The sequence below is a fragment of the Singulisphaera sp. GP187 genome (assembly GCF_900129635.1).
Taxonomy (GTDB): domain Bacteria; phylum Planctomycetota; class Planctomycetia; order Isosphaerales; family Isosphaeraceae; genus Singulisphaera.
The window spans coordinates 5,777,726-5,790,669 of sequence record NZ_FSRB01000001.1 but is presented as its reverse complement, the minus strand read 5'-3'; the positions used below and the strand labels follow the sequence as shown (position 1 = coordinate 5,790,669).

Annotated in this window: 12 protein-coding genes; 10 read left to right on the top strand and 2 right to left on the bottom strand. The window is 64.6% G+C overall.

Annotation, left to right across the window (positions count from 1 at the left end):
• Position 1: 1 nt before the first annotated feature.
• From BUS42_RS22670 to BUS42_RS22625, 9 genes are all read left to right on the top strand, one after another.
• Complete coding sequence (locus BUS42_RS22670) at positions 2 to 832, top strand: hypothetical protein (protein WP_074309911.1); 831 nt, start codon at positions 2 to 4, stop codon at positions 830 to 832.
• 1,037 nt (positions 833 to 1,869) lie between these two features.
• The gene (locus tag BUS42_RS22660) at positions 1,870 to 2,919 is read left to right on the top strand and encodes a DUF1559 domain-containing protein (RefSeq protein ID WP_074309908.1); all 1,050 of its coding nucleotides are present in this window, start codon (positions 1,870 to 1,872) and stop codon (positions 2,917 to 2,919) included.
• Between the two features lie 309 nt (positions 2,920 to 3,228).
• Positions 3,229 to 4,410: a methionine adenosyltransferase gene (gene metK, locus BUS42_RS22655; RefSeq protein WP_074309906.1), complete on the top strand. Its 1,182-nt coding sequence runs from the start codon at positions 3,229 to 3,231 to the stop codon at positions 4,408 to 4,410.
• A 103-nt stretch (positions 4,411 to 4,513) separates the two neighbouring features.
• A complete protein-coding gene (gene galK / locus BUS42_RS22650) occupies positions 4,514 to 5,707 on the top strand; it encodes a galactokinase (RefSeq protein WP_074309904.1) in 1,194 nt (397 codons plus the stop codon).
• Between the two features lie 153 nt (positions 5,708 to 5,860).
• A complete protein-coding gene (locus BUS42_RS22645) occupies positions 5,861 to 6,298 on the top strand; it encodes a DUF2784 domain-containing protein (protein ID WP_074309902.1) in 438 nt (145 codons plus the stop codon).
• A 77-nt stretch (positions 6,299 to 6,375) separates the two neighbouring features.
• Positions 6,376 to 7,575: a selenium-binding protein SBP56-related protein gene (locus tag BUS42_RS22640; protein ID WP_074309900.1), complete on the top strand. Its 1,200-nt coding sequence runs from the start codon at positions 6,376 to 6,378 to the stop codon at positions 7,573 to 7,575.
• A 51-nt stretch (positions 7,576 to 7,626) separates the two neighbouring features.
• On the top strand, positions 7,627 to 8,253 hold the full coding sequence (locus BUS42_RS22635) for an SCO family protein (RefSeq protein WP_074311361.1): 627 nt from the start codon (positions 7,627 to 7,629) through the stop codon (positions 8,251 to 8,253).
• Between the two features lie 20 nt (positions 8,254 to 8,273).
• A complete protein-coding gene (locus BUS42_RS22630; protein WP_074309898.1) occupies positions 8,274 to 9,221 on the top strand; it encodes a diacylglycerol/lipid kinase family protein in 948 nt (315 codons plus the stop codon).
• A 66-nt stretch (positions 9,222 to 9,287) separates the two neighbouring features.
• Positions 9,288 to 9,767, top strand: coding sequence for a YpsA SLOG family protein (locus BUS42_RS22625; RefSeq protein WP_074309895.1), 480 nt, complete (start codon positions 9,288 to 9,290; stop codon positions 9,765 to 9,767).
• Positions 9,768 to 9,868: 101 nt separating this feature from the next.
• Here the strand turns inward: BUS42_RS22625 and BUS42_RS22620 are convergent, their stop codons facing one another.
• Both BUS42_RS22620 and BUS42_RS22615 read right to left on the bottom strand, forming a co-directional pair.
• Positions 9,869 to 10,351: a hypothetical protein gene (locus BUS42_RS22620; RefSeq protein WP_074309893.1), complete on the bottom strand. Its 483-nt coding sequence runs from the start codon at positions 10,349 to 10,351 to the stop codon at positions 9,869 to 9,871.
• Entirely contained in the window at positions 10,351 to 11,304 is a 954-nt protein-coding gene (locus BUS42_RS22615; protein WP_074311359.1) for a DUF1559 domain-containing protein, read from the bottom strand. The genes BUS42_RS22620 and BUS42_RS22615 overlap by 1 nt, the downstream gene beginning before the upstream one ends.
• Before the next feature lie 215 nt (positions 11,305 to 11,519).
• Here BUS42_RS22615 and BUS42_RS22610 point away from each other — a divergent pair, with 215 nt between their 5' ends.
• Entirely contained in the window at positions 11,520 to 12,935 is a 1,416-nt protein-coding gene (locus BUS42_RS22610) for a sulfatase-like hydrolase/transferase (RefSeq protein ID WP_074309891.1), read from the top strand.
• Positions 12,936 to 12,944 lie beyond the last annotated feature (9 nt).

Sequence of the window (12,944 nt, the reverse complement as noted above, 5' to 3'; positions counted from 1 at the left end):
CATGGCCAACACGAAACCCATGTACCGTCTGGTGGTCTTCGAGGAAGTGGACGACCCGCAAGGGGTCCGCGACCTCTTCTGCAAGGTGACGGGCCTCCACCCGACCGACGCCATGCAGTGGGTTGCGCGGGCGCCCGGGATCTGGCCGAGGCCGCTCACCGAGGCCGAGACCCGCACCTTGCTCGACGGCCTCTATGAGTTCCGCGTACCGGCCGAGGCGTGGCGGGTCGACCTGTTCCCCGACATCGTCCCCCCGCGCAAGATCCACACCGCCGCCTGCCTGCCGGAAGGCTTCCGGGTCCAAGGGCTGCATGGCGAAGCGACGCACTGGGTCCCCTGGGATCGGATCGACCTGATCAGCGCGGGGCGGATCGACACGGAGGACCTGTTCCGCAAGGCCAGTCCGCCAGCCTGGTCCGCCGCCCTGGCCGTGGGGCTCCGAGCGATCACGCTCCGGGTCGGCAAGCCCCCCGACCGCAGCAAACGCGCGAGCCGCCTGCTACGCGACCCGGTCGGCGAGGCGATCATCATCCGCCGCGATCCGCTAATCGCGTTCCGGATCGTCGAGAACCAGATGAACTACGCCTACCTGGGGGAGCGGCTCAGCCCCAAGGCGTCGGAAAACTTCCCCGTGTTCCTGGCCGACCTCTGCGCCCGGGCCGACCGCGCCGACATCACCCCACCCAGCCGGGCGATCGTCGAACGCAAAGACCCGGTCGAGTCGGCCTTCTCGAGCTCACAGGCCCTGCTGGAATACTCGACCCACCGGCTCCTCTGGTGCTGGTATCGCCGCGCCCGCGACCGCCAACGGCTCGAAGAAACGGGCCTCTAACCTCAAAAGGGCGGCGCATCCGCACCGCCCCCATAACCCGTCGCCGGCTCAATACCAACAATCGCAGATCTGAGAACGATCATATTCAGGCAATCCAACAATCGCAGACCTGAGAACGATCATATCCAGGCAATTTTCAAAAAAAATCAAGCAATCTTTCACTCACCTCGACAATGACTCAGGTCATTCTGTATTCAAGGTTTAGGTAACAATCGGTCCCGCTCTCGGCTCATTCCTTCGCGCGACTGACCGCGACGAGGGCATGGCAGAGATTGTTTGACCTGTGTATGATCCCCCACGATGCATGCACTCGGAACGTGCATACTCATTCGCTCGGTCGTCCCAAGGGTCACTCCGCCAAGCCGGAGTTCGCTTGAGACGTGCGCGACCAGCGAAAACTCCATAACGGATTGTCCCCCAGTGCGTCCCCCGAAGCCTGGTGCTTCCTCCCAGTGACGCCCCACCGGCCTTGCCTGAATCGCGATCTCTCAAGAGATCAACAAAACCCGACTACATTCTCATCAACTCATACTCTAAGTAATTAGGGTGTGCCTGACGCGAGCCGGATCGCTCCGGGTCGGTTCTCCGTGTTTTTTTAGCAAGAGGATCCCCCCAACGTGCGTTCTCTTCGAATCATTCTGATCAGTGCTTTTCTCTATGGGTTGATCTGCGGCCTCACCTTATCCCTGAGCGGTTGCGGCGGCGTCAGCGGCGAGCCACAACTCACGCCGGGGCCCACGAAGCAAGACGAGGATACTCGCCAACAGATGATCGACTTCGAAAATTCGAAAGCGAAAGCGAAAACCCGTAAGAAGTAAGGCCCCCGCGCCGAGCCTCGCACCCACCCGGGCAATCCTCGACCGCCCGCTTCATCGGAATCACTGCTCTTCCAGGACCGGACCGGACTCGATCCGCGTCCGAAGGCCCTGCCATGGCCTTTGAGAATTCAAGGGCAGACGGCCCGCCAAAGGGCCCGCTTGACGATCTATCGATCGTCGAGATGTTCATTTTTTCTAATTCAACCGAGGATCTCAAGCATGACGAATCGAAGCCTTAAGCGGGGATTCACGCTGATCGAGCTGTTGGTGGTGATCGCGATCATCGCCGTCCTGATCGCCTTGCTGTTGCCGGCCGTGCAGGCGGCGCGCGAGGCGGCCCGTCGTTCGCAGTGCACGAACAACCTGAAGCAGCTTGGGTTGGCCATGCACAATTATTTGTCGACCAACAATGTCTTCCCGTTGGGAGCGTCGCTCGCGGCCGATACCCCGACCACCCAATCGCCCTGGAACAATTGGGGAGCGCAGGCCCTGATGCTGCCCGCGATGGAGCAAATGGCCCTCTACAACGCGATCAACTTCAACTACGGTTGCCGTAGTGCGGCGACGGGTTCAGCCGCCGGTCCGATCAACTCCACGGCGAGCAACTCCAAGATCGCCACGTTTCTTTGCCCGTCCGACGGCAACGCGGGCCAGGTCAACCTCAACAGCTACCATGGCTCAATGGGCACCACCCCCGCGAATAACAAGACCGGAAGCTCGGGGATGTTCACGTTCCGGATGAGCTACGGGATCGAGAGCATCACGGATGGGAGCAGCAACACCATCGCCTTCTCCGAGGCCCTGGCGAGCGATGCTAGCAGCGATGGAATGCGCAAGCCGGGCAACGGAGTCGGCAACGCCGGCGGCGACACCGGGACGATCCAGCAAATGATCAGCGCTAGCACGAACCCGGCCGCGATCCAGACGGCGCTGACCGCGTGTAACACCGCGTGGCAGGCCGGTACGACCGCGACCATCGGCGTCGATCGCGGCCGTTACTGGGCGAACGGGATCGAGGGATACACGATGTTCAACACCATCGTGACCCCCAACTCCAAGCAGAACGGCTGGAATTACTGCCGACTGGACTGCTGCGACACGGCGGGCAACGCCCACTTCACCAAGGCGTCGAGCAATCACTCCGGCGGCGTCAATTCCCTGCTCGGCGACGGCAGCGTCCGGTTCGTCAAAGACTCGATCTCGCAGGTGACCTGGTGGGCACTCGGCACCCGCGACGGTGGTGAAACCATCAGCTCCGACTCGTTCTGAGCTGAGCCGCGACCTCAAATCGCGGATGCGACGGAACTTCGAGTCGATCGAAAAAAAGTAGCGGGAGGGGGAAGCATTCTGACTCCCCCCCACTTGTTTTCGATAGCGAGGGCGGCTTTGGTGACGAGGCTCACCATCAGCCAGTCCGCACGACCCGGCCATCCGGGCCACCTTTACATATTCCCCATGGCCCTGATAGACTTATCACGCAAACACCCTTGGCAAGGAACGCCAGGATCTCCAGGCGGAGGATGCCAACCTACCCGCCGCCGCCATTCCACCTTATGAGGTTGCAGGAGAGACATTTCCGTGCCCCAACAAGAGCGTTATCTGTTCACGAGCGAGTCGGTCTCGATGGGCCATCCCGATAAGATGGCCGATCAGATCTCCGACGGCATCCTCGACGCGATCTTCAAGCAGGATCCGTATGCGCGGGTGGCGTGTGAGACTTTGCTGACGACCGGGCTGGTGGTTGTGGCGGGCGAGATCACGACCACGGCGTCGGTCGACTACGCCAGTGTGGTCCGGCAAGTCGTCGAAGAGGTGGGTTACACCTCGAGCGAGATGGGCTTCGACGCCAAGACCTGCGCGGTGATGGTGGCCTTGGGCAAGCAATCGCCCGACATCGCCCAGGGGGTCAACGACGACGCCGAGAAGGGCAAGGACATCGGCGCGGGCGACCAGGGCCTGATGTTCGGCTACGCCGCCAACGAAACGCCCGAACTGATGCCGATGCCGATTGCCCTGGCGCACCGGATCATCAACCGGATCACCGAGCTCCGCAAGAACGGCACGATCAAGTGGCTCCGCCCCGACAGCAAGAGCCAGGTCACCGTCGAGTACGTCGACGGCAAGCCGGTCCGGATCGACGCGGTGGTCGTCTCGACGCAGACCGATGAGACGCCGATCGAAGAGATCCGCAAGGTCATCAAGGAGCAGGTGATCCTGCCCGTGCTGCCCAAGGACATGGTCGACGCCGAGACCAAGTACTACATCAACCCGACCGGCCGGTTCGTCGTGGGTGGCCCCTGCGGTGACGCGGGCGTGACGGGTCGTAAGATCATCGTCGACACCTACGGAGGCGCGGGTCGCCACGGCGGTGGTGCGTTCAGCGGCAAGGATCCCACAAAGGTCGACCGCTCGGCCGCCTACATGGCCCGCTACGTCGCCAAGAACGTGGTGGCCGCCGGCCTGGCCGACCGCTGCGAAATCCAGTTCGCCTACGCCATCGGCGTCTCCGAGCCGGTCAGCGTCCATGTCGACACCTTCGGCACCGGCCAGATCGCCGACGCCCAGATCGCCGACCTGGTTCGCAAGACCTTCCCGCTGACCCCGTCGGGCATCATCAAGCACCTCGACCTCCGCCGCCCGATCTACCAGAAGACCGCCAGCGGCGGCCACTTCGGACGCTCGGAAGCCGAGTTCACCTGGGAGCGCACCGACAAGGCCGACGTCCTCCGCAAGGCGATCAGCGCCCTGGTGACCGCCTAAGCCAATCGGATCGAACGGATCCTCCACATTTCCGACCGAAGCCCGTTTTCTCCCGGGAAGACGGGCTTCGCTTTTTAATTATTTTCCTGGACGTAGGCTTTCCATGCCGTCGCCGTTATTAGAGGCCGCACGCGCTGCGTACACTCAAGCGTTTGGCCTCGAGCCGACCATTCTGGCCCAGGCCCCCGGCCGGGTCGAACTGCTGGGCAACCACACCGACTACAATGGCGGCCTGGTCCTGGCCACGGCCATCGACCGCGGCACGGTCATCGCCGGCCGCCCCACCCCCGAACGCGAGGGGCAAGTCCACTCGACCGGGTTCGCCGACCCGGACCGGTTCGACCTCGAGGCCCTCGAACCGGGAGAGCCGGGAACCTGGGGCCGCTACGTTCGAGGCGTGGTCTGGGCGCTCCGCGAAACCCACGGGCCGTTGCAAGGAGGCTTTCAGGCCGCGATCGCCGGCGACGTCCCCTTGGGGGCGGGCCTGTCCAGCTCGGCGAGCCTGCAAGCAGCCCTTGCCCTCTTCCTGTTGAAGGCCGGAGTCGCCGGGCAAGCGACCGACCTCGACGACCCCGCGCGGATGGCGCTTGCCAAACTGCTCCGCCGTGGCGAAAACGAGTTCGTCGGGGTTCAGTCGGGGCTCCTCGACCAGTTCTCCGTCCTCTTCGGCCGCGCGGACATGGCCTTGAGCCTCGACTGCCGCAGCCTCGAATACGAGCGGCTTTCGCTCGGGACCCCACCGCCCGCGATCGTCATCTGCGACTCGAAGACCTCGCGGCGGCTGGCCGACGGCATGTACAACCAGCGCCGCGCCGAGTGCGAGCGGGTCGTCTCCTTCTTCCAGGCCAAGCGGGGCACCGAGGCCGTCACCTGGCTCCGCGACCTGACCGTCGATGAACTCGAAGAGGCCTGGAGCCAGCTCGACACGATCGGCCGGATCCGCGCCCGCCACGTCCTGACCGAGAACGAACGGGTCCAGCAAGGGGCCGAGGCGCTCCGCGCCGGCGATTCCGCGCGGCTCGGCGAACTGATGTCGGATTCGCACTCCTCGAGCCGTGACGACTTCGGCAACAGCTCGTCGTACCTCGAAGCCCTGATCGAATCGGCCGAGGAGGCCCCCGGCTATCTCGGCGGCAAGCTCTCGGGCGCGGGCTGGGCGGGCTGCACGGTCAACCTCGTCGACGCGGCGCAAGCCGACGACTTCGCCGAGGCGGTCCGTCACCACTACACAAAACGAACGGCCATCGTTCCCGACGTCCACATCTGCCACGCCGCCGCCGGCGCCTCCGAGCTCTGACCCGAATTTCCGGGCCCTTGGCCGAATTGCCAAGGCCCGTCGCGTCTTCACAATCGGCCGCTTCGGGCGAACAATTGGCACGGTCACCGCGCCAATCCGCAGGGTCATGAGAAGGGACTCTCACCGACGGGAAGCTTCAACGGAGGATCATCCATGCCCTGGGCGCGTATTCTGGCCGACCTTGTCGTCGTCTTTCACGCCTGCTTCGTGGCCTTCGTCGTGTTCGGGATGGTAGCGATTGTGGTCGGCCTCGTGTTAGGTTGGACCTGGGTGCGGAACTTCTGGTTCCGGACCCTGCACCTGGCCGCCATCGCCGTCGTCACCGCGCAAACGCTGGCCGGGATGATGTGCCCGCTGACGATCCTCGAGAACCACTTGCGGCGGCAGGCAGGGCAGCAAACTTACCCGGGGGCGTTCATCGGCTACTGGGCGCACCACCTGATCTTCTTCGAGGCGGAGCCGTGGGTGTTCACCGTGGCTTACACCCTGTTCGGCCTGGCCGTCGCGGGTGCCTTTCTCCTGGGCCCGCCCCGCTGGCCCTGGCGGCAAACCGTCGCAACCAACCAAGAAGCGATCCATCACGCCCCTTGACCTCCTTGCCAGATCGGGTCAGGTCAGGGCGCGTGTCCGTGTCCAACCGGCTCTGGTCCCGCGTGAAGGAGTGTCCGATGCCAGGAACGCGTGCCCTCTTCCTGATGACCGCCCTGCTCACACCGACGTTAGCGTCGGCCGAGACGTGCCTCTCGCCGTTCGTAAAGCGACTCGATCGCCCCGAGAAGTTTCTTTACGTTTTCTGCGTGGACGCGGACGCAAAGGACAATGACTTCGTCGCCGTGATCGACGTCAACCCTGACAGTTCCGCCTACGGGACGCTGATCCACACCCTGGACCTCGGCACCAAGGGGAACGAGACCCATCACTGGGGGTTCACCGACGACCGCACCCGGATCTGGGCGGGAGGCTTGCTCTCGAGCCGGGTCTGGATCATCGACGTCGCCACCGACCCGGCGAAGCCGAGGATCGAGACGGTGCTCGAAGCCGTTTCCCAGCAGACCGGCCTGTCGGGTCCGCACACGTACTACGCCCTGCCGGGCCGGATGCTGGTCAACTTCCTGGGAGCGGCCGACGGAGGGCTTCCCGCCGGCATGGCCGAGTTCACCAACGACGGCAAATTCATCCGCCGGATCGAGAACCCCAAGGAGGCTCCGTACGGCTACGACGTGGCGATCAAGCCCGGCCTGAACCGAATGGTCTCGAGCAGCTTCACCCCGCGGCGTAACTACAAGAAACCGCTGGCGCAGATGGACATGAAAGACTTCGGCAGCGAGATGGTCGTCTGGGACTTCAAGGAGCGCAAGCCGCTGCAAGTCGGCAAAACAGGGCTCGCCCCCCTGGAGGTGCGCTGGAGCTTGAAGCCTGAGAACAATTACGGGTTCACCAACTGCGCGCTCGACAACTCGATCTGGCTCTTTCGGGGCCGGTCCGACGGCCCCTACGAGTTCAAAAAGGTCGCCCAGACCGGGGCGTTTCCCGTCGACCTGCGGCAGAGCCCCGACGACCGCTACCTGTTCGTGAGCTGCTTCGGCGACAACCTGATCCAGCAGTGGGACGTCACCGACCCCGACCAACCCAAGCTCTTCAGCACCGTCTCCCCGGTCGTTCAGCCCAACATGATGCACCTGACCGGCGACGGCAAGCGGATGTACGTGACCAACTCGCTGCTCTCCACCCTGGACCACGCCGGCCGGTTCTACGTCCGGCTCGTCCACATCGGCCCCGACGGCATGAAGGTCGACCCATTCTTCAACATCGACCTGAACACGCTCCCCACCGGACCGGCGCGGAGCCACGACATGCTGTTGAACTGACAGGATCCCTTGAATCGCAGCCGAAACGAAACCGCCAAGGAGATCGAGACGATGAGGAGGCTTCAAAACCGAACGACCCCAACCTTGCTCCTGGCCTTCGTTTTCGCGGCTCCACTCCTCGGGGCAGAAAATACCGCGAAGCAGGAGACGCGGCATCAGAGCGTACTCGCCGACATCGGCCCGGCGCCTTCGGTCGCCTTGACCGATGCGGCGGGAAAGCCGTTTGTCTTGGCCGACCTGCGGGGCAAGGCAGTGGTCGTCAGCTTCGTCTACACGACGTGCACCGGCAGTTGCCCGGCCACGACGTTCAACCTGACTCGCGTCCAGCGAGCGCTCAAGGAGGCGGGGCTCTGGTCGACGCAGGTCGAGTTCGTCTCGATCAGCCTCGACCCCGAACGCGATACGCCCGAGGCCCTCGCCGCCTACGCCCGGAACTACAACGCGGACCCGGTCGCCTGGCACTTCTTGACCGGCCCCCCGGACCGGGTGGCCAAAGTGGTGGCCGCCTGGGGGATGTGGGCGAAGATCGGCCCCTCGGGTACACTGGACCACCCTTCGCGGATCTTCCTGATCGATCCTCAAGGTCGGCAGCGGGAGATCTACAACCTCGAATTCCTCAAGCCGGCGTCCGTGTTGCATGACGTCCAAACCGTGCTCGCCGAATCGGCGAACCGCTGACAGGCCCGAGGACTGATCCGTTGGCCAACATCGCTCCCCCCCGTTCGCAACGTGCCTTCGTGATCCTCAACCCGGTCGCCGGCCAGGGCGCGGCAGCGGCCGTGCGCCAGGCTTTGGCGGAAGCATTTTCCAATAGCGGCGAGGGGGCCGAGGCTCCCTACACGATCCACGAGACCGCCCCCGGCGAGGCGATTGCGACGCGGGTCCGCGAGGCCGCGGAGCAGGAGGGCTATGACCTGATCGTCGCGGGCGGCGGAGATGGGACCGTCTCGGCGGTTGCCAACGGCCTGGTTGGGTCGGAGACGCCGCTCGGGATCCTCCCGCTCGGCACGGCGAACGTCCTGGCGCGCGAGCTCGGCATCCCGATCGACCTCAAAGGGGCCTGCCAGCTCCTGGCCGGAGCGCACACCGTCACGGCGATCGACGCCATGAAGGTGGAAGACCAGTGCTACTTCACCCAGGTCGGCGTCGGCATCGACGCGATGATGATCCGCGACACCGATCGCGAGTCCAAGCGCCGGTTCGGACGCACCGCATACCTCTGGACCGCCTTCACCCGGTTGCTCGGGTTCCAGCCGCGGCGGTTCCTGATCGAGAGTGACGGGCAATCCGTTCGGTCGCGGGCCTCGCAGGTTGTCGTGGCGAACAGCGGGATCCTCGGCCAGCCACCGTTCCGCTGGGGACCCGACATCCGACCCGACGATGGCCGGGTCGACGTCTGCATCGTCCGCGCCCGCTCGTTCTGGAACTACGTCACCCTGTCCTGGCATGTGGTCCTCGGCCAGCACAAGCAGGACGCCAACGTCCGCTACCTGACCGCCCAGCAGCACGTCGTCATCGCCACCACCAAGCGTCCCTTGCCCGTGCAGGCCGACGGCGAAATCATCGGTGAGACCCCGGTCACGGTGACGGTCGTCCCGCACGCCCTCCACGTGATCGTGCCGCGGACCGCGGGGAGCGACCAATAAGTCCGCCGGCTCTTTAATCCTCGCCCCTCGCTTGCGAACGAATCTGAGTCTGAATCCGAGGTTGGCATGATCCAAAAAGTCGTCACGGGCGGACAGACAGGGGCGGAGCAGGCCGCCTGGGTGGCGGCACGCCGGGCCGGGATTGTGACGGCGGGCTACATGCCGCGCGGGTTTCTGACCGAGGACGGGCCCGCTCCGCGGGTGGGGGCGCTCTATGGGGCGATCGAGTTCCCCATGGATGACGCCCGGCGGATCCGCGCCAATCTCCGCCGGGCCGACGGCCTCTTCTGGTTCGGCGACCCGGACTCCCCCGAGGCTGCGGACACCTTCGCCGCATGCCGCGAACTGGCCAAGCCGTTCCTCACCATCAGCCCCGGATTCACGACGCCCGCGGAAGTCGTCGCATGGCTCAGCGTGTTCGAGACGGCCACCCTCGTCGTCACCGGCGCTCGCGCCTCGCGAGCCCCGCGCCTCGGGCCACTCGTTGAGGCCTTCCTGGATCACACCTTCGCCGCCTTGCGAAGAGTGGCCCGGCGCGTCGAGTAGCTCCCACAAAAAAAAAGAGAGGGCATCGAATGCCCTCTCCCCATCCCGCACGATCGATCGCCGAGCCATTGCCCAGGCCCAGGCCGCCGAAACGGCCTCGCTCACCGGCCTCGGGTTCGTGAAGCCACGCGCCGCGGTGTGGTGAGGTCGAACGGAAACGCGTTTTCTCCGTCCGACGTGACCACAATCGCGAGTTGCGTCCGGACGTTGTAGTTCACCGGGATGACGTTCCGGACCTCGTCGATCGTTGATGAAGGGAGGTCGGGATGCTTGATCCGTTTCCCGGTCGGCTGCACGGCGTTGATCTCGACCTGGTAACGCCCCGGTGCCGGCCCCTCGGAACGGCCGATGCAGTACGCACCGTCACGGATCTCCGCGGTGGCCGCCGTCGCTCCGTCCAGGGGGGCGAACGTGACCGAACCCGAGGGGAGCGGCTTACCGTCGAGCGTGATGACCCCGGAGACGGGCTGCCGGGCCGGCCCCTCGTCGCCGCAACCGACCATGACCCACGAGACGGCGAGCGCCACACCCCAGGCGAGGTTGGCCATGCCCAAGCGACCACGTTGCTTGGTTTCGGTACGCATTAGAGGGAGTCTCCGCTGATCACTTCGCCGCCGGCCCGGCTGCTCAGGGCCCGCCAGGTCGGCAGAGCGATCGAGTCTTTGATGAAACGGATCGAGCCGTCGCCGAGGAGCACGTTGACTCCGCCGGGGTGAACGCTCCGCGAGCCGATGTAATGGTTCGGGCCGTCGCCGGTGTTGCGATTGCACGGAGCCTTGACCGCGACCCAGCACGCGCCATAGTCAGGCGTCTGGCTGTTGGGAGCGAGTCGGGTCGAAATCTGGTGCGATGAGGGTTGCTCGCTCCAGATCCGGCCGCGACGGTCGATCGTCTCGACAGGCTGGCCCGCCGGGTGCGGCGTCTGGACCAACTCGGACATCAAAAACGTCTGGCTCGTTCCATCAGTCAACTCGGCCAGGGAGGCCCCGTAGTTCAAGGCGAAAGGCGAGGGTAAAATCGGGTCGGAATACGTGTTCTGGCCCCAGTTGACCCCGTAGTTTCCCTTGACGTCGCTCACGCCGCCACCGTTGTTCGTGAACACGACCTTCTGGTCTGACGGGCAGTCAAACACGTTCACCCGGGACGCGCGGGTCGTGGAGTTCTGATTTTCCTGGAACGAGAGGTTGTAGTTGAAGCTGTTGCTCAGATTGCCCTGTTCGACGAACGGCAGGAGCGACGTGATGAACGGCTGACGATACTGGTAGCCGCCCGGATTCGTGACCCCGGTCGACCCGGGAGCGAACCGCCCGTGCACATCATGATAGTTGTGCAACGCCAGGCCGAGCTGCTTCAGGTTATTCGTGCACTGAATCCGTCGCGCTGCCTCACGGGCCGCCTGCACCGCGGGAAGCAATAACGCAATCAAGACCGCGATGATCGCGATCACCACCAACAACTCGATCAACGTGAACCCAGCCCGTCGGCAGCAAGTCGTCGGGGTCTCAAGGCGAACTACCGGCTCTTGTCCATTCCGCATCGTCCATTCTCCCCTGAGAGACCCGGCCTTGAATGCCATCTTGCCTTCACTGGAACCAATCATTTATTTCTTGATCGGCATTGTCAAGTTGAAACTCCACTATCTTGACCAACTTGATAGGAAACCAGTAGAGTTCGTCTCGATCCACGGTCGCGGAGTGGCCGCGGCAGGGGGCATAGGGGCGTTGTGACAACGGACTTCGAGGTGCTGTTTTGATGAAACCGAGAATCAGGCGAACCTTGCGGGCTTCATGGCTCGTGGCGATCACGATCGTCGTGACGGGGCCAGGCGCCAGGATCGGGTTGGCCGCTCCGGCCGGCAAGCCGAACGTCGTGCTGCTGGTCGCCGACGACCTGGGTTACGGCGACCTGGGGTTTCAGGGGGGCCGCGATATTCCGACGCCCCATCTCGATGCATTGGCGCGAGGCGGGGTGCGCTGCACGAACGGGTATGTCTCGGGTCCGTATTGCAGCCCAACCCGTGCCGGATTGTTGACGGGGCGATACCAGCAGCGGTTCGGACACGAGTTCAACCCCGGGGAGGGGCCTGCGAAAGGCCTCGGGTTACCGGTCACGGAGACGACGGTGGCCGACCGGCTCAAGGCGGCCGGGTACGCGACCGGGCTCGTGGGCAAGTGGCACCTCGGCTCCGCATCGCAGTTTCATCCTCAGAAGCGTGGATTCGATGAGTTCTTCGGCTTCCTCGGCGGCCAGCACACCTACTTCGCCGGCAAGAGCCCTGACGTGTACCGCGGCACCGAGGTCATCCAGGAAAATGCCTATTTGACCGACGCCTTCTCCCGCGAGGCCCTGTCGTTCATCGATCGGCACAAGGACCACCCGTTCTTCTTGCAGCTCAGCTTCAACGCGGTCCACACTCCGATGGACGCGACCGAAGATCGCGTCGCGCGGTTCTCCTCGATCGAGGACCCGAAGCGGAGGACGTATGCCGCCATGCTTTCCGCCCTCGATGAAGCGGCCGGCAACGTGATCGAGCGGATCAGGACGGCCGGGCTCGAAGAAAACACGCTGATCATCTTCTTCAGCGATAACGGCGGCCCGACCATGCTGGGCACCACGACCAACGGCTCGCGGAACGACCCGCTTCGCGGCTCGAAGCGGACGACCCTCGAAGGGGGCATCCGGGTCCCGTTCGTCCTGAGCTGGAAGGGAACGCTCCCCGCGGGCAAGGTGTATGAACCGCCCATCATCCAGCTCGACATCCTGCCGACGGCCCTGGCGGCGGCCGGCGTTGAAACCAAGGCGGAATGGAACCTCGACGGCGTCAACCTCTTGCCCCACCTCATCGGCAAGTCGTCGGAGCAGGCTCCCCACGACACGCTCTACTGGCGTCTGGGCGGCCAGGCGGCCATCCGCCGGGGTGACTGGAAGCTCGTCCGCTATGACCAGACCGTCGACATCGCCGGCGCTCGCTCAGACGCCCGCTCCGGGCCTCCCGTAACCCCGTTCCGGCTCTACAACCTGGCCAAGGACCTCGGGGAAACCCAGGACCTGAGCCCAGAGAACCCGGACAAGGCCAAGGAACTGCTCGCCGCCTGGGAAGACTGGAGCCGCCAACTGGCCCGCCCCTTGTGGGGACCGGGGAGCCTCGCCACGCAAGCCACGAAGTGAGAAGCGGTT